Annotated in this window: 21 protein-coding genes, 1 tRNA gene and 1 pseudogene; 14 read left to right on the top strand and 9 right to left on the bottom strand. The window is 65.9% G+C overall.

The window, feature by feature from the left end; all coding sequences use genetic code 11:
* Positions 1 to 4: 4 nt before the first annotated feature.
* From ugpB to AC066Y_RS20090, 3 genes are all read right to left on the bottom strand, one after another.
* The gene (gene ugpB, locus AC066Y_RS20100; protein WP_456719802.1) at positions 5 to 1,321 is read right to left on the bottom strand and encodes a sn-glycerol-3-phosphate ABC transporter substrate-binding protein UgpB; all 1,317 of its coding nucleotides are present in this window, start codon (positions 1,319 to 1,321) and stop codon (positions 5 to 7) included.
* 263 nt (positions 1,322 to 1,584) lie between these two features.
* On the bottom strand, positions 1,585 to 2,790 hold the full coding sequence (locus AC066Y_RS20095; protein ID WP_478275397.1) for a CaiB/BaiF CoA transferase family protein: 1,206 nt from the start codon (positions 2,788 to 2,790) through the stop codon (positions 1,585 to 1,587).
* Between the two features lie 208 nt (positions 2,791 to 2,998).
* The gene (locus AC066Y_RS20090) at positions 2,999 to 3,424 is read right to left on the bottom strand and encodes an organic hydroperoxide resistance protein (protein WP_173639766.1); all 426 of its coding nucleotides are present in this window, start codon (positions 3,422 to 3,424) and stop codon (positions 2,999 to 3,001) included.
* Positions 3,425 to 3,596: 172 nt separating this feature from the next.
* Here AC066Y_RS20090 and AC066Y_RS20085 point away from each other — a divergent pair, with 172 nt between their 5' ends.
* On the top strand, positions 3,597 to 4,058 hold the full coding sequence (locus tag AC066Y_RS20085) for a MarR family winged helix-turn-helix transcriptional regulator (RefSeq protein ID WP_478275396.1): 462 nt from the start codon (positions 3,597 to 3,599) through the stop codon (positions 4,056 to 4,058).
* Between the two features lie 13 nt (positions 4,059 to 4,071).
* Here the strand turns inward: AC066Y_RS20085 and AC066Y_RS20080 are convergent, their stop codons facing one another.
* The 3 genes from AC066Y_RS20080 to AC066Y_RS20070 all read right to left on the bottom strand — a co-directional run bounded on the left by AC066Y_RS20080 (position 4,072) and on the right by AC066Y_RS20070 (position 5,022).
* Positions 4,072 to 4,311 carry a GIY-YIG nuclease family protein gene (locus AC066Y_RS20080; protein WP_478275395.1) on the bottom strand — a complete coding sequence of 80 codons (240 nt, stop codon included), beginning with the start codon at positions 4,309 to 4,311 and terminating at the stop codon, positions 4,072 to 4,074.
* Between the two features lie 132 nt (positions 4,312 to 4,443).
* Positions 4,444 to 4,519, bottom strand: a tRNA-Ala gene (locus AC066Y_RS20075).
* A 95-nt stretch (positions 4,520 to 4,614) separates the two neighbouring features.
* Positions 4,615 to 5,022, bottom strand: coding sequence for a TIGR02300 family protein (locus AC066Y_RS20070; RefSeq protein WP_029082481.1), 408 nt, complete (start codon positions 5,020 to 5,022; stop codon positions 4,615 to 4,617).
* Between the two features lie 146 nt (positions 5,023 to 5,168).
* Between AC066Y_RS20070 and aroA the strand changes: the two genes are divergently transcribed.
* The 13 genes and pseudogenes from aroA to AC066Y_RS20005 all read left to right on the top strand — a co-directional run.
* Complete coding sequence (aroA, locus tag AC066Y_RS20065) at positions 5,169 to 6,506, top strand: 3-phosphoshikimate 1-carboxyvinyltransferase (RefSeq protein ID WP_478275394.1); 1,338 nt, start codon at positions 5,169 to 5,171, stop codon at positions 6,504 to 6,506.
* A complete protein-coding gene (gene cmk / locus AC066Y_RS20060; RefSeq protein ID WP_478275393.1) occupies positions 6,503 to 7,132 on the top strand; it encodes a (d)CMP kinase in 630 nt (209 codons plus the stop codon). The genes aroA and cmk overlap by 4 nt, the downstream gene beginning before the upstream one ends.
* A 45-nt stretch (positions 7,133 to 7,177) precedes the next feature.
* A complete protein-coding gene (locus AC066Y_RS20055; protein ID WP_478275392.1) occupies positions 7,178 to 7,447 on the top strand; it encodes a hypothetical protein in 270 nt (89 codons plus the stop codon).
* A 63-nt stretch (positions 7,448 to 7,510) separates the two neighbouring features.
* Positions 7,511 to 9,220: a 30S ribosomal protein S1 gene (rpsA, locus tag AC066Y_RS20050; protein WP_050404279.1), complete on the top strand. Its 1,710-nt coding sequence runs from the start codon at positions 7,511 to 7,513 to the stop codon at positions 9,218 to 9,220.
* Between the two features lie 286 nt (positions 9,221 to 9,506).
* On the top strand, positions 9,507 to 10,484 hold the full coding sequence (gene sppA / locus AC066Y_RS20045; protein WP_478275391.1) for a signal peptide peptidase SppA: 978 nt from the start codon (positions 9,507 to 9,509) through the stop codon (positions 10,482 to 10,484).
* A gap of 174 nt (positions 10,485 to 10,658) precedes the next feature.
* Complete coding sequence (locus tag AC066Y_RS20040) at positions 10,659 to 10,988, top strand: integration host factor subunit beta (RefSeq protein ID WP_456759744.1); 330 nt, start codon at positions 10,659 to 10,661, stop codon at positions 10,986 to 10,988.
* A gap of 83 nt (positions 10,989 to 11,071) precedes the next feature.
* The gene (locus tag AC066Y_RS20035; RefSeq protein ID WP_478275390.1) at positions 11,072 to 11,458 is read left to right on the top strand and encodes a LapA family protein; all 387 of its coding nucleotides are present in this window, start codon (positions 11,072 to 11,074) and stop codon (positions 11,456 to 11,458) included.
* Between the two features lie 75 nt (positions 11,459 to 11,533).
* Positions 11,534 to 12,205 (top strand): phosphoribosylanthranilate isomerase, encoded by a 672-nt coding sequence (locus AC066Y_RS20030; RefSeq protein WP_092120784.1) that lies wholly within the window; start codon positions 11,534 to 11,536, stop codon positions 12,203 to 12,205.
* Positions 12,202 to 13,419: a tryptophan synthase subunit beta gene (gene trpB / locus AC066Y_RS20025; protein ID WP_478275389.1), complete on the top strand. Its 1,218-nt coding sequence runs from the start codon at positions 12,202 to 12,204 to the stop codon at positions 13,417 to 13,419. Before AC066Y_RS20030 ends, trpB begins: the two co-directional genes overlap by 4 nt.
* Positions 13,416 to 14,252 carry a tryptophan synthase subunit alpha gene (gene trpA / locus AC066Y_RS20020; RefSeq protein ID WP_092120778.1) on the top strand — a complete coding sequence of 279 codons (837 nt, stop codon included), beginning with the start codon at positions 13,416 to 13,418 and terminating at the stop codon, positions 14,250 to 14,252. The genes trpB and trpA overlap by 4 nt, the downstream gene beginning before the upstream one ends.
* A gap of 104 nt (positions 14,253 to 14,356) precedes the next feature.
* Positions 14,357 to 15,298: an acetyl-CoA carboxylase, carboxyltransferase subunit beta gene (accD, locus tag AC066Y_RS20015; protein WP_092120775.1), complete on the top strand. Its 942-nt coding sequence runs from the start codon at positions 14,357 to 14,359 to the stop codon at positions 15,296 to 15,298.
* Positions 15,299 to 15,393: 95 nt separating this feature from the next.
* Positions 15,394 to 16,638 (top strand): bifunctional folylpolyglutamate synthase/dihydrofolate synthase, encoded by a 1,245-nt coding sequence (locus tag AC066Y_RS20010; RefSeq protein ID WP_478275477.1) that lies wholly within the window; start codon positions 15,394 to 15,396, stop codon positions 16,636 to 16,638.
* 76 nt (positions 16,639 to 16,714) lie between these two features.
* A pseudogene (locus AC066Y_RS20005) lies at positions 16,715 to 17,452 on the top strand (metallophosphoesterase family protein); the annotation flags it as partial.
* A 170-nt stretch (positions 17,453 to 17,622) separates the two neighbouring features.
* Here AC066Y_RS20005 and trxA read toward each other — a convergent pair.
* From trxA to addB, 3 genes are all read right to left on the bottom strand, one after another.
* On the bottom strand, positions 17,623 to 17,943 hold the full coding sequence (gene trxA, locus AC066Y_RS20000) for a thioredoxin (RefSeq protein ID WP_016847387.1): 321 nt from the start codon (positions 17,941 to 17,943) through the stop codon (positions 17,623 to 17,625).
* A gap of 117 nt (positions 17,944 to 18,060) precedes the next feature.
* Entirely contained in the window at positions 18,061 to 21,537 is a 3,477-nt protein-coding gene (addA, locus tag AC066Y_RS19995; protein ID WP_478275388.1) for a double-strand break repair helicase AddA, read from the bottom strand.
* Complete coding sequence (gene addB, locus AC066Y_RS19990; protein WP_478275387.1) at positions 21,531 to 24,677, bottom strand: double-strand break repair protein AddB; 3,147 nt, start codon at positions 24,675 to 24,677, stop codon at positions 21,531 to 21,533. The genes addA and addB overlap by 7 nt, the downstream gene beginning before the upstream one ends.
* Between the last annotated feature and the right edge of the window lie 65 nt (positions 24,678 to 24,742).

Genomic DNA, 24,742 nt, shown 5'->3' with positions numbered 1-24,742 from the left:
CATGTCAGTGGACAGCGGTCTTTTCAAACTGCCGCAGCATCTGGTTGCCGCGCTCGACGGCCGAGTCCAGCGCCTGCTTGGCGGTCTTCTTGCCGGCCAGCGCCTGCTCGATCTCCTCCGACCACATGTCGCGCAGCTGCACCATGTTGCCGAGGCGCAAACCGCGGGAGTTCTCGGTCGGCTCCTTGTTGGTGAGTTCGAGCAGCGGGGTCTCCAGATAGGGCTGGTCCTTGTAGAAGCCCTCTTCCTTGGCCTTGGCGTAGGCGGCCTTGGTGATCGGCAGATAGCCCGAGGCCTTGTGGATCCAGATCTGGCGGTCGGTGTCCGAGAGGAAGGTCAGGAACTTGGCTACGCCCTTGTATTCCTCAGCCGACTTGCCGCCCATCACCCAGAGCGAGGCGCCGCCGATGATCGAGTTCTGCGGCGCGCCCTTGGCATCGGGATAATAGGGCATCGGCGCAGCGGTGAAGTTGAACTTGGCCTGCGCCTTGACGTTGCCGAAGAAGGCCGACGAGGTCAGGTAGATCGGGCATTCGCCCGCGGTGAAGCGGCCTTCACCGGTGTTGGTGCGGCCGGCGTAGTCGTAGGTCTTGTCCTTCTGCAGCTCGACCAGGTTCTCGAGATGCTTGACCTGCAGCGGGCCGTTGAATTCGAGCACGGTGTCGAAGCCGTCGAGGCCGTTGGCCTTGCTGGCGAGCGGCACGTTGTGCCAGGCCGAGAGCTGCTCGAGATTGACCCAGGTGACCCACGAGCCGGAGAAGCCGCAGGTGGTGTAGCCGGCCGCCTTCAGCTTCTTGGCGTCCTCGAACACTTGCGGCCAGGTCTTCGGGATCTCGGCGATGTTGGCCTTCTTCAGCGCATCGAGATTGACCCACATCACGGTCGACGACGAGTTGAAGGGGAACGACAGCATCTCGCCCTTCGATGTCGAGTAGTAGCCGGTGATCGCGGGCAGATAGACGCTCGGATCGAACTTCTCGCCGGCGTCGGCCATCAGCTTGTAGACCGGTTTGACGGCGCCGGTGGCGGCCATCATCGTCGCGGTGCCGACCTCGAACACCTGCATGATGTGCGGCGCGTTGCCGGCGCGGAATGCGGCGATGCCGGCGTTCATGGTGTCGGCGTAGCCGCCCTTGTAGGTCGGGATCACCTTGTAGTCGGACTGCGAGGCATTGAAGTCGTTGGCCAGCTTGACGATGACGTCGTTGTTGGCGCCGGTCATCGCGTGCCACCACTGAATCTCCGTCACCGCAAACGCAGGCGACGCGAATACGAGCGTGGCAGCGGCTGCCGCAGCAGCGCCGAGTCGTCTGAAAATCATCAAAGGCCCCTCCGGTTGGAACACCATCTTTCGTTGGGCGCGTTATCAGCGCCGGATGACGTTCAAATGACCGTATAAACGAAAGCCATGGTACGGGGGAAGCCGAAGCAAAGGGAAGCGCTAAAAAAGGCGGAGATTGCAGCCCATGTGCGTGCGGTGCAACGCCGGACGCGACGTTGCACCGCAGGGGCGACCTGTTGGCTTAATGCGAACGGTGCCCATCCCGCATCACCTGCGGGACGGGCTTTGCTTCGAATGCGCCGTTAGCGCTTGCGTTGGGGACCGCAGACCACGCCCTTGTCGACCAGGCCGTTGATCTCGTCCTTGGAGTAGCCGAACTCGCCGAGCACTTCCGCAGCGTGCTGGCTGAACTTCGGTGGCGTGCGGCGCAGGCTCGGCTTGGTGCGTTCGAGCCGGATCGGCGAGGCAACGCCCTTGTACCAATCCTTCTCGATGACGTCGCCGCGATGGATCGTGTGCGGGTTGGTCAGCGCCTGATCGACCTTCTGCACGGGGCCGGCCGGCAGGCCGGCGGCAAGCAGCCGGTTGCACAGCGGCTCGGCCTCGTGCTGGCTGAACACCGCGGCAAGCTCGAGGCGCAGCGCATCGCGGTTGGCGATACGGTCCTTGTTGCGGGCAAAGCGCGGGTCGGTGCCGAGCTCGGGCTTGCCGATCTCCTTGGCGAGCTTGCGGAAGGTGCCGTCGTTGCCGACGCCGATGAAGATATTGTCGGTCTTGGTCGGGAAGATCGCGTAAGGCACGAGGTTGGGATGCTCGTTGCCGGTGAGCGATGGCGGCTTGCCATGCATGAAATAGTTCGCGGTGTGCGGATGCATGATCGCAAGCCCGGTCTCGTACAGCGTGGTCTCGATGAACTGGCCGAGCCCGGAGCGCTGCCGCTCCGACAGCGCCATCAGGATGCCGATCGCTGCATAGAGTCCGGTCGTGATGTCGACCAGCGGCACGCCGATGCGCATCGGTCCGCTCTCCGGCGAGCCGGTCGCCGCGATCATGCCGGTCATCGCCTGGATGATCGCGTCGTAGCCGGGATTGCCGCCGCGCGGGCCGTCGGCGCCGAAGCCGGAGATCCGGCAATGCACGAGGCGCGGAAATTTCGCGCGCAGCACGTCATTGCCGATGCCCCATTTGTCGAGCGTGCCCGGCTTGAAATTCTCGATCAGCACGTCGGCGGTCTCGAGCATCTTCATCAGCACCGCGCGTCCGCCCTCGGAAGCGAGGTCGAGGCCGATCGAGCGCTTGTTGCGGTTGATGCCGACGAAATAGGCCGCGTCTTCCTCATGGAAGGGAGGGCCCCAGTCGCGCACCTCGTCGCCGGCGGGCGGCTCGACCTTGATCACGTCGGCGCCGTGGTCGGCAAGGATCTGGGTGCAATACGGGCCGCCGAGCACGCGCGTCAGATCGATCACGCGCAGTCCGGTCATCGCGCCCGTAGCCGCTGAGGTATTCATGGAAACAACCTTCGCTCAGTTGGGATCGGAAAACGAGGGTCCCAGAGCTAACGGTCTTCAGGCGAGGCAGCAATGCTCTCATCGGCGCAGGCCCATGCAGCAGGCAGCGCCCGCGTTCGCCAAGCGAACTGGCATCTGCAATGCAATGATCCGCTGAAACGCAATAGTCCGCCACGCGGGACGTGACGGACTATTGGCAGTCGGTGAACTAGACGACGCTCAGCTTGACGTCGACATTGCCGCGGGTCGCGTTGGAATAGGGGCACACCTGGTGGGCCTTCTCGACCAGCGCTTCGGCGTCGGTGCGGGAAAGGCCGGGCAGCGAGACGGCGAGATCGACGGCGAGGCCGAAGCCGCCTTCCGAACGCGGGCCGATGCCGACCGTCGAGGTCACGGAGGCGTCGGCGGGAACCTTGGGGCCGCCCTGGGAAGCCACGAACTTCATGGCGCCGATGAAGCAGGCGGCATAGCCGGCTGCGAACAGCTGCTCCGGATTGTTGCCGGCGCCACCGCCGCCACCGAGTTCCTTCGGAGTCGTCAGCTTGACGTCGAGCGCGCCGTCGAGCGTTGCCGCATGGCCGTCGCGGCCGCCGGTCGCCTTGGCGCTGGTCTTGTAGAGCACGTTCACAGACATCGTGGTCTCCCTTGGGTTTGGACTTCAGTTGAATTCGATGAACTATGTATTGCATCCAATTAGATTGTGCGCAATATAAAATATGCGGCCTCACATTTAATTGTTCGCAATTGAATCCGCGGTCCTGTGAGCCCAGAATGACCCGGAAACCAGATGGATTTCGATGGGAATCATGGTCAGGAAACAGACGGCGGCGGATCAGGCGCTGCGGCTCGATAACCAGATCTGCTTTGCGGTCTATTCGACCGCGCACGCCTTCAACCGCGTCTACAAACCGCTGCTCGACCGGCTCGGGCTGACCTATCCGCAGTATCTGGTGATGCTGGCGCTGTGGGAGCGCGACGACGTGCCGGTGAAAGACCTCGGCGAGCGGCTGTTCCTGGATTCCGGCACGCTGACACCATTGCTGAAACGGCTGGAGGCGGCGGAGCTGATCAAGCGGACCCGCAGCACCGAAGACGAGCGGGTCGTGCTGATCGCGCTGACGCCGAAGGGCCACGCGCTGCGTGAAAAGGCCAAGGCCGTTCCGCAGTCGATCCTCGCGGCCTCCGACTGCACGGTTGGCGAGTTGATGGCGATGAAGGATGAGATCGTCGCGCTGCGCGACCGGCTGAATGCGGTGCTGGGGGAGTAGTGGGCGCACCCGGCTAGAGGCGCTTCTTGGCGAAGGCGCGGCCGGAGTGGGATTTAAGATACTTCTCGAACGCCAGGGCTTTGTACTTGTCGGGAAAGGCGCAGTACCAGACGAGTTGCCAAGGCTTGAATTTTGAGGTGTGTGCGGATTTGCCGGTATTGTGCTCGGGAATCCGTCGTTTCAGGTCCTCGGTGGCGCCAATATATTCCTGGTTAGGGAAGTTGATGCTGCGGATGATGTAGACGTACCACATTCGCATCCACTGAAGCCGGACGGGAGCAGAACCCTTGGCAGTCCGTCTTCGCCCTTCGGGCTACGCCGGACACCACGCTTCGCCCTTCAGGCAACTCGTGGCTGCGCCACGCGTAGCCCGAAGGGCGAAGCGTGGTGGAGCCAGGCGGGATCGAACCGCCGACCTCTTGCATGCCATGCAAGCGCTCTCCCAGCTGAGCTATGGCCCCTTATCCAGTTGGGATGATCCTGGGGGATCACTCCCGGTCCGCGCGGCCTGGATGACTCGCGCGGCAGCACCGTTGATCATAGATCGGCGCCGATCTCAAGTCTCTTCGTCGCCGCCGACGTCACCAATAATATCGGTCACGTCCTCATCGCCTTCTTCCTCGTCGGCGATGAAGGTCGAATCGTCGTCGTCATCGTCGTCGATGGTCTCATCGACCTCGATATCGTCCTCGGATTCGGGAACCACGGCCTTGACCTTGCCGGTGTTCTCCTCGGCATCGGCCTCCTCGAGCGAGACCAATTCTTCGGTCTCGGCCGCCTCGGGCATCTCGGCGGCGGTCGCAGGCGAACTGACGGTGGCGCCACGGCCCCGCGGCGGGGCTACAGGCGCGATCGGCACGACCTCACCGGTGTAGGGCGAAATCACCGGATTCTTGTTGAGGTCGTAGAACTTCTTGCCCGTGGTCGGGCAAATGCGCTTGGTTCCGAGCTCGGACTTGGCCAACGTGGTCATCCCAGAATTTTGCTGAAAAACGGTGCTTCACTTGGCTAGTTGAGGAGCCGCTGTCAATAGCGGTTTGCGCGCAAGTGACGGGCGCGTGACGCGGTGTTGCCTATGTGATACCTGCCGCGGCGCGAGAGGACACAATCTTGGCTCATTCCGACACCCCGACCCCGCTGGAATCGCGCGTTTGCGGCCCCCTGGCCGGCACGGTCCGCGTTCCCGGCGACAAATCGATTTCCCACCGTGCCCTGATCCTCGGGGCGCTTTCGGTCGGCGAAACCCGCATTTCCGGCCTTCTGGAGGGCGAGGACGTCCTCAATACCGCCAAATCCATGCGCGCACTGGGCGCCAGGGTGGAGCGGACGGCGCCCTTTACCTGGTCGGTCGCAGGCGTCGGCGTCGGCGGCTTCGCCCAGCCCGCGGCCCCGCTCGATTTCGGCAATTCCGGCACTGGGTGCCGGCTGGTGATGGGCGCGGTGGCCGGCTGCCCGATCGCGGCCATTTTCGACGGCGACGCCTCGCTGCGTTCGCGGCCGATGCGCCGGATTCTCGACCCGCTGGAACTGATGGGCGCCCGGACCAGCGACATCAGGGAGGGCGGCCGGCTGCCGCTCACCCTGCATGGCGCCCGCTATCCGGTGCCGATCGTCTACAAGACCCCGGTCGCCTCGGCCCAGATCAAGTCCGCGGTGCTGCTGGCGGGCCTGTCCGCGCCCGGCATCACCACGGTCATCGAGCAGGAGGCGAGCCGCGACCACACCGAGCTGATGCTGAAGCATTTCGGCGCCGAGATCTCCACGGACAAGGAAGGCAGCCACGGCCGCAGGATCTCGCTGAACGGCGAGCCCGAGCTGCACGGCGCCGAGGTCGTGGTGCCCGCCGATCCGTCCTCGGCATCGTTCCCGATCGTGGCGGCGTTGATCGTCGAAGGGTCCGACGTCGTGTTCTCCGACGTGATGACCAATCCGCTGCGCACCGGCCTGTTCACCACATTGCGCGAGATGGGCGCCTCGATCGAGGAGAGCGATGTGCGCGGCGATGCCGGCGAGCCGATGGCGCAATTGCGCGTGCGGGCCTCGAAGCTGAAGGGCGTCGAGGTGCCGCCGGAGCGCGCGCCGTCGATGATCGACGAATATCTGGTGCTGGCGGTCGCGGCGGCGTTTGCCGAGGGCACCACGATCATGCGCGGCCTGCAGGAGCTGCGCGTCAAGGAGTCCGACCGTCTCGAAGCCACCGCCGACATGCTGCGCGTCAACGGCGTCAAGGTCGAGGTTTCCGGCGATGACCTGATCGTCGAGGGCCGCGGCCACGTTCCAGGCGGCGGCCTTGTCGCCACCCATATGGATCATCGCATCGCGATGTCGGCGCTGGTGATGGGCTGCGCTTCCGATCGGCCGGTGAAGATCGATGACACCGCCTTCATCGCCACCAGTTTCCCGGATTTCATACCGATGATGCGCGCGCTCGGAGCTGACTTCGCATGATCATTGCTATCGATGGACCCGCCGCCTCCGGCAAGGGCACGCTCGGCAAGCGGCTCGCTCACCACTACGGCTACCGCCATCTCGACACCGGCGTGATCTACCGCGCGGTGGCCTATGCGATGATGGCGCAGGGCGCTAATCTCAACGATGAGGCGCTGGCGGTGGCCGTCGCGCTCGAGCTCGATCCCGAGAAATTCGGCAATCCGATCCTGAAGACCCAGAAGGTCGGCGAGGGCGCATCCGTCGTCTCGGCCTTTCCCAAGGTGCGCGAGGCGCTGGTCAACTTCCAGCGCCAGTTCGCCGCCGATCCGCCCGGCGCGGTGCTGGATGGGCGCGATATCGGCACCGTGATCTGCCCGGATGCCGACGTGAAGATCTTCGTGGTCGCCGATCCCCGCGTGCGGGCGCGGCGGCGCACCCTGGAGGCCCGCGCCCGTGGCGAGGACGCTGACGAGGAGGCGGTGCTGGCCGACATCCTCAAGCGCGACGAGCGGGACAAGAACCGCGCCGTTGCGCCGTTGCGGCCGGCTGCGGACGCCCACACGCTGGACAATTCCAATCTCGACATCGAGGCCGGGGTCCGCGCCGCCATCGCCATCGTCGAGGCGGTGCGCGCCCGGCGCTAGAACCGTCGGCATCGGAGGGCCCTTTCGGCCCGAAAACCCAGCAAAATGGGGTATTTCCTGCTTGCCGAAAACGGCTTGCAGGGCTATATCAGCGCCGTTCGGAGCGCCATCGACGATGTCGAGGCCGTGTCTGAGCGGGCCGGCGCCGGGTTTGAGCCCTCGCCGCATCTGGAGGAACGCCCGCTCCCAGGTCTTGAAGTCGATATTTTCGTTTCAGGCTCCCGACAATTCAAACGTACCGAACGTGCAGTTTTGCTGCCGGCCCGCTGTTGCACCTCCTGCAATGAGCGGTCGTCAGGGTTTGCGGAACCCTGACACTTCACGCGCGGTGCGCCCATCAACCCGAACGGCCGGCAAGATCCCGCATTTGGAGAACAAATGGCTTCGAATACTGTGTCTTCCTATACCCCCACCCGCGACGATTTCGCGGCGATGCTTGATGAATCCTTTGCCGGCGGCAATTTGCAGGAAAGCTCGGTCATCAAGGGCAAGGTGGTTGCAATTGAGAAGGACATGGCCGTCATTGACGTCGGCCTGAAGACCGAAGGCCGCGTGGCGCTGCGCGAATTCGCCGGCCCCGGCCGTGAAAGCGATCTGAAAGTTGGCGACGAAGTCGAGGTGTTCCTCGACCGGATCGAGAATGCGCTCGGCGAAGCCGTGCTGTCGCGCGACAAGGCGCGCCGCGAGGAAAGCTGGGGCAAGCTCGAGAAGGCGTTCCAGAACAACGAAAAGGTCAACGGCGTCATCTTCAACCAGGTCAAGGGCGGCTTCACGGTCGACCTCGACGGTGCGGTGGCCTTCCTGCCGCGCTCGCAGGTCGACATTCGTCCGATCCGCGACGTTGCGCCGCTGATGAACAACTCGCAGCCGTTCCAGATCCTCAAGATGGACCGCCGCCGCGGCAACATCGTGGTGTCGCGCCGCACGGTTCTCGAAGAGACCCGCGCCGAGCAGCGCCAGGAGCTGGTGCAGAACCTCGAAGAGGGTCAGGTGATCGACGGCGTGGTCAAGAACATCACCGATTACGGTGCGTTCGTTGATCTCGGCGGCATCGACGGCCTGCTCCACGTGACCGATATCGCCTGGCGCCGCGTCAACCACCCGACCGAGGTGCTGACCATCGGCCAGACGGTGAAGGTCAAGATCATCAAGATCAACCACGAGACGCACCGCATCTCGCTGGGCATGAAGCAGCTGCTGGATGATCCGTGGCAGGGCATCGAAGCCAAGTACCCGCTGGGTGCCCGCTTCACCGGCCGCGTCACCAACATCACCGACTACGGCGCGTTCGTCGAGCTCGAGCCGGGCATCGAAGGCCTGATCCACGTCTCCGAGATGTCGTGGACCAAGAAGAACATGCACCCCGGCAAGATCGTTTCGACCTCGCAGGAAGTCGAAGTGCAGGTGCTCGAGGTGGATTCGGTCAAGCGCCGCATCTCGCTCGGTCTCAAGCAGACCATGCGCAATCCCTGGGAAGTCTTCGTCGAGAAGTTCCCGGTCGGTTCGGTGGTCGAGGGCGAGGTCAAGAACAAGACCGAGTTCGGTCTGTTCCTCGGTCTCGAGGGCGATGTCGACGGCATGGTCCACCTCTCCGACCTCGACTGGAAGCTTCCGGGCGAGCAGGTCATCGACAACTTCAAGAAGGGCGACATGGTCAAGGCCGTGGTGCTCGATGTCGATGTCGAGAAGGAGCGCATTTCCCTCGGCGTCAAACAGCTCGAAGGCGACCCCTTCGCCGAGCCGGGCGACGTCAAGAAGGGCGCGGTCGTGACCTGCGAAGTGCTCGAAGTGAAGGAGAGCGGCATCGAGGTCCGGATTTCGGGCACCGAGTTCACCACCTTCATCAAGCGGTCCGAGCTGGCCCGCGATCGCAACGACCAGCGCGCCGAACGCTTTGCCGTCGGCGAGAAGGTCGATGCGCGCGTCATCCAGTTCGACAAGAAGGCCCGCAAGGTGCAGGTCTCAATCAAGGCGCTCGAAGTTGCCGAAGAGAAGGAAGCCATCGCGCAGTATGGCTCCTCCGATTCGGGAGCGACGCTTGGCGACATCCTCGGCACCGCGCTGAAGAACCGCGGCACCGACAAGTAAGCATTCGCTTGAGTTCAGGCGAACAATCGGGCCCCGGCGCAAGCCGGGGCCCTTTTTGTTACCCTGTAGCCCGTAGCCCGGATGAAGCGCAGCGAAATCCAGGGCTGTGTCCCCGCGGCGATCTTTCTCGGATTACGCTTCGCTTCATCCGGGCTACGATGCAGGTAACGTGACGGGCCTTGTTTTCTTCATATTGCGTCGCAATTGATGTATTTGGCTAAGCTGATAGTGACGCTGCGACGGCAAAACGCGCGGATTGCGCGCTGACTATTTCTGGAGAGATCGGATGTCGCTGGATTCAGACGTGATCGTCGACCGCCGCCGGATCAGGCGCAAGCTGACGTTCTGGCGCGTCGCCGCTGCGGTCATTGCAATCGCGGCCATCGTCGGCGTGGGCGTTGTGGCCGCCGGCGGACGCGGCGCCTTCTCGACGTCGAACGCGATCGCGCGGATCAATATCGACGGACTGATCCGCAGCGACCAGGAGCGCGTCGAGGCGCTGGAGCGGCTCGGCAAGTCGAGCTACGCGGCCGTTGTCGTGCACATCAATTCGCCCGGCGGCACCACCGCGGGCTCCGAGCAGCTCTACGATTCGCTGGTGCAGTTGAAGGCGAAGAAGCCGCTCGTCGTCGTGGTCGAGGGATTGGCGGCCTCGGGCGGCTACATCACGGCGATCGCCTCCGACCACATCGTCGCCCAGCAGACCTCGCTGGTCGGCTCGATCGGCGTGCTGTTCCAGTTCCCCAACGTTTCCGAATTGCTCAAGACCGTCGGCGTGAAGATGGAGGAGATCAAGTCTTCGCCGCTGAAGGCCGCGCCAAACGGCATGGAGCCGACCAGTCCGGAAGCCCGCGCCGCGATCGAGGGTCTGGTCAAGGATTCCTATGCATGGTTCCGTGGATTGGTGAAGGAACGGCGCGGCATGGATGACGGCTTGCTGGAGAAGGTCGCGGACGGCCGCGTCTTCACCGGCCGGCAGGCGGTCGATCTCAAGCTGATCGATCAGCTCGGGGATGAAAAGACCGCGATCGCCTGGCTGGTTGCGGAGAAGAAGGTCAAAAGCGACCTACCGGTGCGCAATTACAAGCTCAATCCGCGATTCAGCGACCTGACCTTCCTGCGCACCGCGGCTTCAATGACGCTCGATGCGTTCGGTCTTGGCGGCATCGCGCGGCGGATCGAGCAGGGTGGCGTGGCCCAGGCGGTCGACCGGTTCGGGCTCGACGGCATGCTGGCGCTGTGGACTCCCGGAGGAACCGACTAGTCGAGCGCGAAAGGCGTACTGATCAGGGTATTCTCGCTCTGCGGGAATCGCCGCATGCCCCAATTGGGCTATTTGTCACGCGATTTCACGGCGCTCTAAATTGATTTAGCGTCTTGACAGTGCACGGCATTTTCACGGAAATGGGTTTCCGCAAGAGCCCGGATCCCATTTTCGATGATCAAATCCGAACTTGTTCAGCGTATCGCCGAGCACAACCCGCACCTCTATCAGCGGGACGTCGAGAACATTGTGAATGCGATTCTCGATGAAATCGTCGCGGCGCTGGCGCGTGGCGACCGCGTCGAGCTGCGCGGTTTTGGCGCTTTCTCGGTGAAGCATCGCCCGGCCCGTGCCGGCCGCAATCCGCGTACCGGCGAGCATGTGCCGGTCGACCAGAAGAGCGTGCCGTTCTTCAAGACCGGCAAGGAAATGCGCGAGCGCCTCAATCGCAACGAGGCTGAGGCGGGAGCCTCCAAGATCGACGCGCCCAAGGCTGACGCTTAAGGCTGACGCTTGGCACGACGCCCGGCGTTGCCGCTGCTGCGGGCGATGGGCCCGCACTTTCTCCATCGCTGCGAGAGATGGTCATGCGAAAGTTCTTCACGGCAGTGGTCGTCGTTCCGCTCGGGCTGATCTTCATCATCTTTGCCGTCGCCAACCGTCACTGGGTGACGGTGTCGTTCGATCCTTTCAACTCTGTGACACCGACGGTTGCGGTCACACTGCCGCTGTTCGTCGTCATCATCGCGTCCGCCATTCTCGGCGTGATCGCCGGTGGCATCGGAACCTGGTTCAAGCAGGGGCGCTGGCGCCGCGCCGCCCGGCAGCACGAGGCCGACGTCCGGCACGTCCGCGCCGAGCTCGCCGATCTCAGGGCCGCTGCCTCCCGGGACGATGCGCAGCGTCGTTCGGCCCCGGCCCAGCTGGGCTTTTACGGGCCCAATGGGCGAGACAAGCAGGGCGCGACGTTGTAGAACCCGCCCCGTCGGACCCGGGATTACCCCTGTTCCGGACGCCCGAAAACCCGTTTTGAGACCCGTTTCGAGACCATGCCCCTGCTCGTCAAAATCTGCGGCCTGTCCACGCGCGAGACGCTCGACGTCGCGCTTGAGGGCGGCGCGGACATGGTGGGGTTCGTGTTCTTCTCCCCGTCGCCGCGCCATATCAGCCTCGAGACCGCGCGCGAGCTCGGCAGCCGCGCCAAGGGCCGCGCCGTCAAGGTCGCGCTGACGGTCGATGCCGACGACGCCACGCTCGAAAACATCGTCGAGACGCTGCGGCCGGATATCCTGCAATTGCACGGCAAGGAAACCACCGCGCGGCTGCGCGACATCAAGCAGAAGTTCGGCCTGCCGCTGATGAAGGCGCTGCCGGTCGAGACCGCGGCCGATCTCGCCCCGCTGCCGGGCTATGCAGGCGTCGCCGACCGCATCCTGTTCGACGCCCGCGCGCCGAAGGATGCCACCCGGCCGGGCGGTCTCGGTGCGCCGTTCGATTGGCACCTGCTGGAAAATCTCGATCTCGCGCTGCCCTACATGGTCTCCGGCGGACTCAACGCCGACAACGTCGCCGAAGCCGTCCGCGTCACCCGCGCCGGCGGGGTCGACGTGTCGTCGGGCGTCGAGCGCACGCCGGGCGTCAAGGATCCCGAGCTGATCCGCGCCTTCATCCGCGCCGCGCGCGCAACCCAAAGAACTACCCAAGAACTGATGGTTCGATGAATCAAAACCTGCCCAATTCCTTCCGCAGCGGCCCCGACGAGCGCGGGCATTTCGGCATTTTCGGCGGACGCTTCGTCGCGGAAACGCTGATGCCGCTGATCCTCGATCTCGAAAAGGCCTATGCCGACGCCAAGGCCGATCCGGCATTCCAGGCCGAGATGAACGTCTACCTGAAGGACTATGTCGGCCGGCCCTCGCCGCTCTATTTCGCCGAACGGCTCACCGAGCATCTCGGCGGCGCGAAGATCTATCTGAAGCGCGAGGAGCTCAACCACACCGGTTCGCACAAGGTCAACAACGTGCTCGGCCAGATCATGGTCGCGCGCCGCATGGGCAAGAAGCGCATCATCGCCGAGACCGGCGCCGGCCAGCACGGCGTGGCGACGGCGACGCTGTGCGCGCGCTTCGGGCTCGAATGCGTGGTCTATATGGGCGCGGTCGACGTCGAGCGGCAGCAGCCGAACGTGATCCGCATGGAAATGCTGGGCGCCAAGGTCGTCCCGGTGCAGTCGGGCGCGCGCACGCTGAAGGACGCGATGAACGATGCGCTGCGCGACTGGGTCACCAACGTGCACAACACCTTCTATTGCATCGGAACGGTGGCGGGCCCGCACCCCTATCCGATGATGGTGCGCGATTTCCAGTCGATCATCGGCCACGAGACGCGCACGCAGATGCAGGAGACCGAGGGCCGTCTGCCGGACTCGCTGATCGCCTGCATCGGCGGCGGCTCCAATGCGATGGGCCTGTTCCATCCGTTCCTCGACGATCCTTCGGTCGAGATCTTCGGCGTCGAGGCAGCCGGTCACGGGCTGACGCAGCTGCATGCCGCCTCGCTCGCCGGCGGGCGCCCCGGCGTGCTGCACGGCAACCGCACTTATCTGTTGATGGACGCCGATGGCCAGATCGAGGAAGCGCATTCGATCTCCGCCGGCCTCGATTATCCCGGCATCGGCCCCGAGCACGCCTGGCTGCACGAGACCGGCCGCGTGAAATATCTCTCGGCGACCGACGAGGAGGCGTTGGCCGCGTTCCAGCTGCTGTCGCGGCTCGAGGGCATCATCCCTGCGCTGGAATCCGCGCACGCCATCGCAAAACTGTCCGAACTCGCGCCGCAGCGGCCCAGGGATCACCTGATGGTGGTTAACCTCTCGGGCCGTGGCGACAAGGACGTGCCGCAGGTCGGCGACATCTTGAAGGCGAGGAAGAAGTGAGCACCCGTATCGACGCACGTTTCGCCGAGCTGAAGCAGCAGGGCCGCTCCGCTTTCGTCACCTTCGTGATGGCCGGCGACCCCGACGCAAAAACCTCGCTCGACATCCTCAAGGCGCTGCCGAAGGCCGGCGCCGACGTCATCGAGATCGGCATGCCCTTCACCGATCCGATGGCCGATGGCCCGTCGATCCAGGCCGCCGGTCTGCGCGCGCTCAAGGGCGGCATGACGCTGCGCAAGACGCTGGCGATGGTCCGCGACTTCCGCAAGGACGACAACACGACGCCGATCGTGCTGATGGGCTACTACAATCCGATCTACATCTACGGCGTCGAGAGCTTCCTGGCCGATGCCAAGACCGCCGGCGTCGATGGGTTGATCATCGTCGACCTGCCGCCGGAGGAAGATACCGAGCTCTGCATCCCCGCGTTGAAGGCCGGGCTCAACTTCATTCGCCTCGCGACGCCGACCACCGACGACAAGCGTCTGCCGGCGGTGCTCGCGAACACCTCGGGCTTTGTCTATTACGTCTCGATCACCGGCATCACCGGCGCTGCGACGGCCGATTCGAACGCGGTTGCGGAAGCCGTCGCCCGCATCAAGCGGCACACCAAGCTGCCGGTCTGCGTCGGCTTCGGCATCCGCACCCCGGAAACGGCGCGCGCGATCGCCGAGAACGCCAATGGCGCCGTGGTCGGCACCGCGATCGTCGACGTGGTGCGCGCCAATCTCGATGCCGAGGGCCGCGCGACGCCGAAGACCGTGAGCGCGGTCGCGGACCTGGTGTCCGCGCTGGCGCAGGGGGTCCGGGGCGCCAAGCAGGCCGCTGAATAAGCCACATTTTGCGGCAACAAGGCCGCAGACGGCGGCTTGCCGGGTTCGCCCGGCCCGCCATATATCCAGCTGGTGCGGGACCGACCCGCATTTCGGAGCGAACCATGAACTGGCTCACCAACGTCGTCCGGCCGAAGATCCGCAACATCCTGCGGCGCGAGACGCCGGAAAACCTCTGGATCAAGTGCCCGGATTCCGGGCAGCTCGTGTTCTACAAGGACGTCGAGGCCAACCAGTTCGTGATCCCCGGCTCGAACTACCACATGCGCATGGGCGCGGTGGCGCGGCTGAAGTCGATCTTCGACAACGAGACCTGGTTCGACGTCGCGCTGCCTGAGGTAACGGCTGATCCGCTGAAATTCCGCGATGAGCGCAAATATGTCGACAAGATCAGGGATGCGCGGGCCAAGACCGGCCTGAACGACGCGGTCAAGGTCGGCTACGGCAAGCTCGAAGGCACCGGCGTCGTGGTCGCTGTGCAGGATTTCGATTTCATGGGCGGCTCGCTCGGCATGGCCGCGGGTGAGGCGATCGTGCGCGGGCTCGAGCTCGCGGTCGAGAAGAAGTCGCCCTTCATCGTGTTCGCCGCGTCCGGCGGTGCGCGGATGCAGGAAGGCATCCTGTCGCTGATGCAGATGCCGCGCACCACGGTGGGCGTGCAGATGCTGCGCGAGGCGAAGCAGCCCTATATCGTGGTGCTGACCAATCCCACCACCGGCGGCGTGACAGCCTCTTATGCGATGCTCGGCGACGTCCAGATTGCCGAACCCGGCGCGCTGATCGGCTTTGCCGGCGCACGCGTGATCGAGCAGACCATCCGCGAGAAGCTGCCGGAAGGTTTTCAGCGCGCCGAATATCTGCGCGAGCACGGCATGGTCGACATGGTCGTGCATCGCCATGAGATGAAGGCCACGCTGGCGCGGCTGTGCCGCCTGCTGACCAGGGCGCCGGCGCTTGAAACCGCGTCCAAGCCGACGGTCGCCGTCACCGAGCCGGCCCAGATCGTCACGGCCCCGGAGACGGTGCCGGCCGCGCCGCACGCGTGACCGCAAGCGCCGCCCCATCGCAACCCTCGTTCGAGGCGTTGATCGCGCGGATATCGGCGCTGCATCCGAAGCGCATCGATCTCAGCCTCGATCGCATGCGCGGCCTGATGGAGCGGCTCGATCATCCCGAGCGCAAGCTGCCGCCGGTGATCCATGTCGCCGGCACCAACGGCAAGGGCTCGACGATCGCCTATCTGCGCGCGATCCTCGAAGCCGGCGGCCTGCGCGTGCACGTCTTCACCTCGCCCTATCTGGTGCGGCTCAACGAATGCTACCGGCTGGGTGCCACGGGCGGCGGCAAGCTCGTCGGTGACGACGAGCTGCGCACGACGTTCGAGCATTGCGAGCGCATCAACGCCGGCAACCCCATCACCATCTTCGAGATGGAGACGGCGGTGGCATTCTGCCTGTTCGCAAAGCATCCGGCCGATGTCGCGCTGCTCGAGGTCGGCCTCGGCGGCCGGCTGGATTCCACCAATGTGGTCGAGACGCCGCTGGCCTCGGTGATTGCGCCGGTCAGCATGGATCACATGGAATTCCTCGGCGATACACTGACTCTGATCGCCGGCGAGAAGGCCGCGATCATCAAGCGCAAGGTGCCGGTGATCTCTGCCGAGCAGGCGCCGGATGCGATGGCCGTGATCGAGGCGGAGGCGAGGCGCATGCGCGCGCCGCTGCATGCCGCCGGCCAGCAATGGCATGTCGGCGTCGAGCGCGGCCGGCTGGTCTATCAGGACGAGCGCGGACTGATGGATCTCGCCGCGCCAAGACTGTTCGGCCGGCACCAGTTCGACAATGCGGGCCTCGCGATTGCGACCTTGCGCGCGATCGACACGTTCAAGCTCAATATCGCGGCCTATGAGGCCGGCATCGTCAACGCGGAATGGCCGGCGCGGATGCAGCGGCTGGTCTCAGGCAGCCTGGTCTGCCAGGGGCCGCAGGGCTCCGAGGTCTGGCTCGATGGCGGGCACAATGCCGAGGGCGGCCGCGTTGCGGCGGCGGCGCTCGGCGATCTCGAGGAGCGCGTGTCGCGGCCGCTGGTCGTGATCACGGGCATGATGGCCAACAAGGATGCCGATGCCTTCCTCGCCAATTTCGCCGGACTGACGCGCCACATCATCGCGGTCCCGGTGCCCGGCCGCGACAACGGCATGGCGCCGGACAAACTCGCCGATGCCGCGCGTGCGCTCGGCATGCGGGTCGAGATCGCATCCGGTGTCGACGCCGCGCTGCAACGGCTCGCCACGCTGGCCTACGAGGTGCCGCCGCGCATCCTGATCACCGGCTCGCTGTATCTCGCCGGCCCGGTGCTTGCGGCCAACGGCACGCCTCCTGCATGATGTCGGTGTCGTAGCCCGGATTGCGCTTCGCTCCATCCGGGCTAGGGGACGTCGCGCTTGAGGACAGGACAACACCATGCGTTTTGCTGCGATCGCCGACGTCCACGGCAACCATCTCGCGCTTGAAGCCGCGCTGTCAGACATCCGTGCGCGCGGCATTTCCGACATCGTCGACCTCGGCGACATGGTGAGCGGGCCGCTCGACGCCCGGCCGACCATCGACATGCTGATGGCGCTCGATGCGGTCCATCTGCTCGGCAATCACGACCGCTATCTGATCGACCGTCCGCACGAGAAAATGGGCTCATGGGAGCGGCGGACCTATACGCAGCTCGGGCCGCAGCATCTCGACTGGCTGCGCACGCTGCCGGCGAATGCGATCTATCGCGACGAGGTTTTCCTGTGCCATGCGACGCCGCAGGATGACGAAACCTATTGGCTCGACACGGTGCTGCCGGGCGGCGAAGTCTGCATGTCGACGCTGGAATCGATCGAGGCGAGGGCAGCCGACGTGACGCAATCGCTGATCCTGTGCGCGCACACCCATACCGCGCGAGCCGTGCGGCTTCGCGATGGGCGACTGATCGTCAATCCCGGCAGCGTCGGCTCGCCCGGCTATCGCGCCGGCAAGCCGTATCCGCATGTCGTGGAGGCGGGTTCGCCGGATGCGCGCTACGCGATTCTTGAACGGGTCGGTGGCGGCTGGGACGTGACCTTCCGCCACATCCCCTACGATCACGCCGCGATGGCGGCGCTGGCGCGGCAGCACGGCCAGGCCGAGCTCGCCTCGGCGCTGGCGACGGGATGGATCCGCGGATCCGTAGCCCGGATGGAGCGCAGCGAAATCCGGGGGCAATTGTGTCGCGGACGCCGTGTCCCCGGATTGCGCTGCGCTCCATCCGGGCTACGGGATCTACGAGCCCACAAAACAAAACGGCCGGCTTCTCGCCGGCCGTTTGCACAAATCAGCTAATTCGAAACGGATCAGACCGCAGCGGTGATCCACTGCTGCAGCTTGGCCTTCGGCGCGGCGCCGACCTGACGGGACGCCATCTCGCCGCCCTTGAAGATCATCAGGGTCGGGATCGACATCACGCCATATTTCGACGCGGTCTTCGGGCTCTCGTCGACGTTGAGCTTCACGATCTTGACCTTGTCGCCCATCGCGCCGGAAATTTCATCGAGAGCGGGCGCGATCATGCGGCAGGGTCCGCACCACTCGGCCCAGAAGTCGACGACCACCGGCCCGGTCGCCTTGAGCACTTCGGCTTCGAAATCGGCGTCAGAAACCTTGCCAACGGCCATGTGAGTACCTCGTTCGGTTGAGACAAAAGGGCGCGGCGGAGAATCGCGCCCGGGGAGCATGGGTCAAACCTATGAACGCCCCCTTGCCGGGTCAAGCTCGGTCACATTGACATGATCTTATGCCAGCCCGGCGTCCAGCGCGGAGGCCGAAATCTCCATGATTTCAGGTGTTTCGGTCCAAAGCAGCGCCGCCCGGACGGGCAGTTGGGGATAAAGCTTCGCCAACACGGCCCGGTACAGCGCGAGTTGCCGGACATAGCCCCGCGGCGCCTCGGCGGCGGTCTTCGGCGGAGCATGATTGGTCTTGAAATCGACGATCAGGACATGGTCCGGCGTCACCACCAGCCGGTCGATCTGGCCCGAGACCAGCGCCATCGGCTGGCCCGGCCGCTCCAGCCGCCCGACGATCGAGACCTCCGCGCGGCTGCCGGGCGCGAACACGGCGGCGAAGCGCGGATAGGCAATCAAGTCCAGCACCTGGTCTGCGAGCGCGGCTTGCTCCTCCTTGCTCCAGCCGTCGGCGTTGCGCGCGAGGTAGCTGAGCGCGGCGGTGCGCCGCCGCTCGGCGGCAATTTCGGGCAGCGATTGCAGCAGGCGATGCACCAGCGTGCCGCGCTGCAGGGCGCGGGCGCGCAGCAACACCGATTCGCCGGTTCGTATCGGATGGCTGTCGCCATCGGCCGGATCGGACGGACGGAGCACGCCCGTTGCGGACGCTTCAGGTGCAGCCGCCGTCCGCAGCCAGGACGGCAGCGCGATCCGCTCTGCGGCCGTTGATGTAGCATCGCCGGCGAGATCGGCGACGTCATCCGGCCGCGAATAGCGCATCACCTTGCCGGCCAGCGTCTCGATCTCCTCGAGCTTGAGCCCGGAATTGACGAGCCCCTTGGTGATCAGATCGTACCAGGAGGATTTCCGCACCGTGTTCATGTTGCCGGGCATGCAGCCGCCGACGATCAGCCGGTCGGCCGCACGGGTCATCGCGACATAGAGCAGGCGGCGATATTCGTCCTCGGTGTCGCCGAGCATCGCCTTGCGCGCGTCGGCGACATTAGGGGGATCCTCGGCCTTCTTGCCGGCCCACACCACGACGCCGGGCGCGTTCGGCGCGGCATTGCCCTGCGGCAGATGGATCAGCCGCAGCCGCTGGGTGTCGGACGGCGAGGTCGTGGTGTCGACCAGGAACACCACCGACGCTTCGAGGCCCTTGGCGCCGTGCACGGTCATCACGCGGACCTCGTCGCGCGAAATCTCCATGTCGCGCTTCACCTCGGTGTCGGCGGCGCGCAGCCAGGCGATGAAGCCCTGCAGCGAGGCCGGCGCCTTGCGCTCATAACCCAGCGCGAGCTCGAGGAATTCGTCCAGCGCGTCATTGGCCTCGTGGCCGAGCCGACGCAGGATGCGCGCCCGCCCGCCGTCGCCGCCGAGCAGCCAGGCGTAGAACGCGAACGGCGTCTCCTCGGTGAAGCGGCGCTCGCATTGTTCGAGGCGGCGCAGCGCGGCCGAGAATCGTTCATCGGTCGGCGCCAGTGCGGCCAGCGCCTCGCGCAGCGAGCCGCGGCGCTGGTACGCCAGCTTGAACAGATCGTCGTCATTGAGGCCGAACAGCGGGCTCTTCAGCGCCACCGCGAGCGCAAGGTCGTCCTGCGGCAGCAGCAGCGCGTCGGCGAGGTTCATCAGGTCGATGATCGCGATGTGCTCGGTCAGCTTCAGCCGGTCGGCGCCGGCGACCGGAATGTTGGCGTGCTTCAGCGCCTGGATCACCGCGTCGAACGCGTTGCCGCGCCGTCGCACCAGGATCAGCATATCGCCATAACGCAGCGGCCGCCGCCCGCCGGCGCTGCCGGTCATGGTGCCGCTGCTGACGAGGCGCTTGATCTCGGCCTGGATGCGCCGCGCGAGTTTCACCTCGGGGCTGGTCACCGAGACGCCGTCGAACGGTGCGCGCCAGCCTTCGATGTCCTGGCGGTCGTCGGCGACGGCGAGATCCCAGAGCTCGATCAGGCTGGGGCCGGCGTCAGCCATCGCGTTGTGGATCGGATAGCCGTTCTCGACCGCGTGAATGCTGCGAAAGATCTCCTGCTCGCGGAACACGTGGTCGACCGAATGCAGGATCACCGGTCCCGAGCGGAACGAATAGGTGAACGACACCGGATCGAATTTCAGCCCGGCTTCCTCGAAGCGCCGCTTCAGCTCGCGCCGGCGCAGGTCGAATTCGCGCGGCGCGGCGCCCTGGAACGAGAAGATCGACTGCTTCTCGTCGCCGACCGCGAACACGGTACGCACCAGGCCATCGCGCGCACCGGCGCCGGAGGTGAATTCCGAGATGATGTGCGCGACGATGTCCCATTGCCGGGGGCTGGTGTCCTGCGCCTCGTCGATCAGCACGTGATCGACGCCACGGTCGAGCTTGTAATGCACCCAGCCCGAGGAGACGCGGTCGAGCATCGCCAGCGTCTTGTCGATCAGGTCGTCATAATCGAGCAGGCCGCGCTCCAGCTTTTCGCGCCGGTAGTGCGCGGCTGCCGCGGTCGCGATGTGGATCAGCGCCTCGGTGCGGTCGCGCGCGACCACGGCGCGGCGGCGCTCGATCAACGGACCAAGCCGGTCGACCTCCGCCTCGAACCGGTGACCTGCGACGGCATTCTTCTTGATGAAATTGTTGGTGACGACAGACGCACGCGGCGCGCGGTCATCGGTCAGGAAGACGCCGAGATATTCGTCGACCTGGGCTGCGCCGGTAAAGGTCAGCGCGCTCCGCAGCCGCTCGGCCTGCTTCTGATCCGCCTTGCTGCTGGTGTCGAGGAGCGTCGCCATCTCCTTCCAGCTCGACCGCGGCAGGTTCGGCCCGTCGACGATCTCGCGCTCGACATCCTCGATGCGAATATCGGAGGAGACGCCGAGCGCGGCCGACATCTGCGCGGCGGCGGCCGCGGCGCTGCCGGCGGCATCGGTCCAGGCCATGAAATGATCGCGGCTGAGGCAGGCCTCACGGACCACCTCCTTGAAGGTGACGTCGGCGGCGCTCGCCATCGCCGTCCGCAGCGCGCGGCCTATCGGACTGTCGGGAATCCGCGACGCCTCGAGGAACACCGCGAGATTGGCGCGCTCCATCATCTCATTCTGGTCGCGGTCGTCGAGCACGGCGAAGCGCGCCGGCACGTTGGCCTCGAACGGAAACTGTTGCAGCAGGCGGGTGCACAGCGCGTGGATGGTCTGCACCTTCAACCCGCCGGGCGTTTCCAGCGCGCAGGCAAACAGTTTTCGTGCCTCGCGCCGCAGCGTGGCGCTGGGATGTGCGATGCCGGCCTCGCGGATCGCGGTATCGAGCGCGGTGTCGTCGAGCGTCACCCAGTGGCCGAGCGTCGTGAACACGCGTTCGGCCATGTTGGCCGCGGCGGCCTTGGTGAAGGTGATGCAGAGGATCTTTTCCGGCGGCACGCCCGACAGCAGCAGGCGGATCACGCGCTGGACCAGCACGTGGGTCTTGCCCGAGCCGGCATTGGCCGAAACGAAGGTCGACGCCTTCGGATCGGACGCGCGCGCCTGCGCGTCGCGCACCGCAGGCGGGATGGGTCTGATAGCCTTCACCATTCCTCGATCCCCAGGCCGCCGGCCGCGGACCATTCCTTGATGCGCGCAAGATCGTCATAGGCGCCGTAACGGTTCGCCCACATCGAGAGGTTCAGCGAGGTGTAGGCCTGCTGCTCGTCGTCGAATGCGCGGATCAGATCTTCCAGCTTGCGCCGCGCGCTGTCGGCGGCTTCATCGGGCGGCTGCGGCGTATCGTTGGTCTTGATCTTCAGCTCCAGCGAACGCTGCTCGCCCGGCGGATTGTTGCCGCTCAGCCGGACGTAGACGAGGTCGCCGACCGAGGAGTCGGCCGGGATGCCGGCGAAGCCGCCCTCACGCAGGATCGCGGCTTCCAGCGTGAGCTGCGGCGACAGGCCCATGCGCACCTGCTTGCCGGTCGGCGGCTGGCCGGTCTTGTAGTCGAGGATCGCAAAGCTGCCGTCGTCGCGGCGCTCGATGCGGTCGGCGCGCGCGGAGAGCGTGAATGTCCTCGTCGCGTCAAGCGGAATGCCGATCTCGCCGCGGATCTCGGCCTTGATTGCAGCAATACTGCCGCGCCGGGCCTGCTCCCATTCGGAAAACCACGCCGCGATACGCTGGAAGCGTGGCCACCACAGCGCGCGCGCTTCGGGCCGCTCCATCAGTGGCGCAAAATGCTTGGCCCCGATGTCGCGCAGCGCGCTCTTGATGTCGTCAGGCAGCGCGTCGGCATAAACCTGTGTGAACTCGCCGAGCGATTCGTGGATCGCGGAGCCGCGATCGGCCGCCGACAGCGGCATGTCGACGGGATCGAGCGGATCGAGCTTCAGGATGTAGCGCGCATAGATCGTGTAGGGATCGCGCAGCCAGTCCTCGATCGCGGTGACCGACATTTTCAGCGGCCGCGCCTCGCGCGGTGGCCGCGGCTCCGGCTGCGGGATCGGCTTGACGGTGTCGGGCCGGTCGAGCTCGGCGGCATATTGCACGTAAGTTTCGCCGGCCGATGTCGCCGCCTTCCAGCGCGCTTCGCCCGCAACGGCTTCGAGCCGGTGCATGAAGCGCGAAGCGACCGCGGGCGCGCCGCCGACCTTGGCCGCATGGGTGAGGATCACCTCGTCATGGCCGAGCAGCTGCGCAAAGTCGTGCGCAGAGAGGCCGATGCGCCGTTCGGGGAGATCGAGCCCGAGCTCGTGCCGCATCGGCCGGCTCAGCCACGGATCGATCCGCGGCGCCGGCGGCCAGACGCCCTCGACCAGACCGCCGAGGATGACGCGATCCGACTCGGTCAGACGCGCCTCGAGCTGGCCGAAGATGTTGAGCTGCGCGCGCGCCGATTCCGGCCGCCGCACCATGCGGTCGGCGAACGCGGTCTGGAACACCTCGGGATAATCTGACAGCGGCGTCATCAGCCCGCTCGGCTGCTGCTTGGCGAGCAGCTCGTCGAAGGCGGACGCAAGCGATGCCCCTGCGCGTTCCTCGAACACGATTGCGACGCCGTTCTGGTCGGCCGACAGTGCGATCAGCGCCTCGCGGTGACGCGCGGCCAGCTCGGCGAAGTCATAGGGCTTTGACGAGGCCATGCCTTCCAGCGGCGCCAGCGCCGTTTGCAGCCTCACGATCAGGTGCTGGGCCTGGTTGAGCTCGTTGTCGCGCAGCCGGGCGCGCGGCTCCATGGCGTGCAGCGACGAGGTCTCGCCGCCATGCAGCTTGACGAGCTCGGCGCGGAAACGCGCGAAGTCGCGCGCGAGGCCGCTGGTTCCAGCTTGCGGCCGTGTGCCGCGGAGCAGCGCGATCTCTAGCACCTCGATCGCGCGCTTTAGCGCGCCATGGGCGCCGCCGAGCCGGAACAGCGGATGCTTGAGCAGCGCGAGCAATGTCGGCGGCTCCAGCCCCTTGGCCGCGGCCTCCGCGGTGAGGCGGGCGAACACGCCGGGCGGCGTTTCCATCAGCGCGTCGCCGCCGGAATCGTCGAACTCCAGCTTCCAGCGCGTCAGCGAGGCCATCACGCGGCGTGCCAGCGCGCGATCCGGAGTCACCAGCGCGGCCGATTTGCCGAGATGCCGCGCCTCGCGCATCGCGACCGCGATCGCCAGCGCCTCCATCTCCGGATTAGGCGCTTCGACCACGGTAAGATTGGTCATCCCGGCGGAAATCCGCGCTACGATCTCGGGCCGTTCCAGCCGGTCGTGCCACTGCGCGGTTGCCGTCGACGGGCGCATCGTCTCCGACACCAGCACCTCGCGGCCGAGCGGCGCAGGCTCGGCAAGGCTCTCGACGTCGCGGCGCTTGATGCCGAAGCGGTCGAGCAAGGCGTGCATCGCGAATTGCGGGTGGTTGGACGAGGGCGGCGTCGTGAACCTGCCGTCGTCGCCGCGTTCGCCGCCGATCGTGTCCCAGGAGTCCTCGTCGAGATCGGTGTCGAGCCCGGGCAGCACCACGGCGCCGTTCGGAAGCTTCGCCACCACGTGGAGGAATTTTGCGGTCGCCGGCATCGAGCCGGTCGAACCGGCCGCGATCACCGGGCCCGCGTGATGCTCCATGAGGCGCGCCGCCTCCGCCTCGATCAGGAGATCGCGTCGCGCGGCCGGCTCGATCCGGCCGATCTCCTTGAGGTAGTTCGGCCAGGCATCGCGCGCGATGCGCAGGAAGTCGAGCGAATGCTGCCAGTATTTGTCGAGCTGGTCCGGCACCAGGCGGTCGAGCGCGCGCCAGTCGACGCCGCGCGTGACCATGTCGTCCATCAGCCGCGCCAGATCGCCGGCGAGCTGCAGCGTCGAGGCCGGACCGCCGACCACCAGCGGCGCCGACACCGGCGTCTTCGCCCACGCCGCGACCAGATGCGCCAGCGTCAGCCGGCGCTCGAGCTCGCCGAGTCTCGGCGGGATCTCCAGCGGCGCGGCGCCGCCGACGTCGTCGCCCTGGTCGGCGAAAGCGAGCTCGTCCTCATCGATCTCGCCGAGCGCGACGATGCGCGGCAGCACCGCGGCGTCGGAATCGAGCACATCGAGGAAGATTTCGCGCGCCAGCCGGCCGGCGCGGCGGGTCGGCAGATAGAGCGTGGCGCCGGCGAGCTTCGCGGGATCGCTCTGCGCCTCGAATCCTGCGACCAGCCGGCCGTCGACCAGCGCCGAAATGACGGCGCGCAGGAACGGCGCAGAAACGGGAACGCTGAAAACGCGCATGGGCTGCCTGGTTCGAATCAGGCGCCAATATAGGGAGCGGCGGCCGTCGTTAGCCACCCCTGCAG

This window comes from Bradyrhizobium sp. USDA3010 (assembly GCF_056429065.1).
Note: the sequence above shows the minus strand (reverse complement) of the source record. Positions and strands in the feature narration are given on the sequence as shown.

What these genes read in the sequence shown, in the direction of transcription:
- ugpB (WP_456719802.1), bottom strand. Translation starts at nt 1,321, where the DNA reads ATGATTTTCAGACGACTCGGCGCTGCTGCGGCAGCCGCTGCCACGCTC.
- AC066Y_RS20095 (WP_478275397.1), bottom strand. Translation starts at nt 2,790, where the DNA reads ATGAATACCTCAGCGGCTACGGGCGCGATGACCGGACTGCGCGTGATC.
- AC066Y_RS20090 (WP_173639766.1), bottom strand. Translation starts at nt 3,424, where the DNA reads ATGTCTGTGAACGTGCTCTACAAGACCAGCGCCAAGGCGACCGGCGGC.
- AC066Y_RS20085 (WP_478275396.1), top strand. Translation starts at nt 3,597, where the DNA reads ATGGTCAGGAAACAGACGGCGGCGGATCAGGCGCTGCGGCTCGATAAC.
- AC066Y_RS20080 (WP_478275395.1), bottom strand. Translation starts at nt 4,311, where the DNA reads ATGTGGTACGTCTACATCATCCGCAGCATCAACTTCCCTAACCAGGAA.
- cmk (WP_478275393.1), top strand. Translation starts at nt 6,503, where the DNA reads ATGATCATTGCTATCGATGGACCCGCCGCCTCCGGCAAGGGCACGCTC.
- AC066Y_RS20055 (WP_478275392.1), top strand. Translation starts at nt 7,178, where the DNA reads ATGGGGTATTTCCTGCTTGCCGAAAACGGCTTGCAGGGCTATATCAGC.
- rpsA (WP_050404279.1), top strand. Translation starts at nt 7,511, where the DNA reads ATGGCTTCGAATACTGTGTCTTCCTATACCCCCACCCGCGACGATTTC.
- sppA (WP_478275391.1), top strand. Translation starts at nt 9,507, where the DNA reads ATGTCGCTGGATTCAGACGTGATCGTCGACCGCCGCCGGATCAGGCGC.
- AC066Y_RS20040 (WP_456759744.1), top strand. Translation starts at nt 10,659, where the DNA reads ATGATCAAATCCGAACTTGTTCAGCGTATCGCCGAGCACAACCCGCAC.
- AC066Y_RS20035 (WP_478275390.1), top strand. Translation starts at nt 11,072, where the DNA reads ATGCGAAAGTTCTTCACGGCAGTGGTCGTCGTTCCGCTCGGGCTGATC.
- AC066Y_RS20030 (WP_092120784.1), top strand. Translation starts at nt 11,534, where the DNA reads ATGCCCCTGCTCGTCAAAATCTGCGGCCTGTCCACGCGCGAGACGCTC.
- trpB (WP_478275389.1), top strand. Translation starts at nt 12,202, where the DNA reads ATGAATCAAAACCTGCCCAATTCCTTCCGCAGCGGCCCCGACGAGCGC.
- accD (WP_092120775.1), top strand. Translation starts at nt 14,357, where the DNA reads ATGAACTGGCTCACCAACGTCGTCCGGCCGAAGATCCGCAACATCCTG.
- AC066Y_RS20010 (WP_478275477.1), top strand. Translation starts at nt 15,394, where the DNA reads ATGCGCGGCCTGATGGAGCGGCTCGATCATCCCGAGCGCAAGCTGCCG.
- trxA (WP_016847387.1), bottom strand. Translation starts at nt 17,943, where the DNA reads ATGGCCGTTGGCAAGGTTTCTGACGCCGATTTCGAAGCCGAAGTGCTC.
- addA (WP_478275388.1), bottom strand. Translation starts at nt 21,537, where the DNA reads ATGGTGAAGGCTATCAGACCCATCCCGCCTGCGGTGCGCGACGCGCAG.
- addB (WP_478275387.1), bottom strand. Translation starts at nt 24,677, where the DNA reads ATGCGCGTTTTCAGCGTTCCCGTTTCTGCGCCGTTCCTGCGCGCCGTC.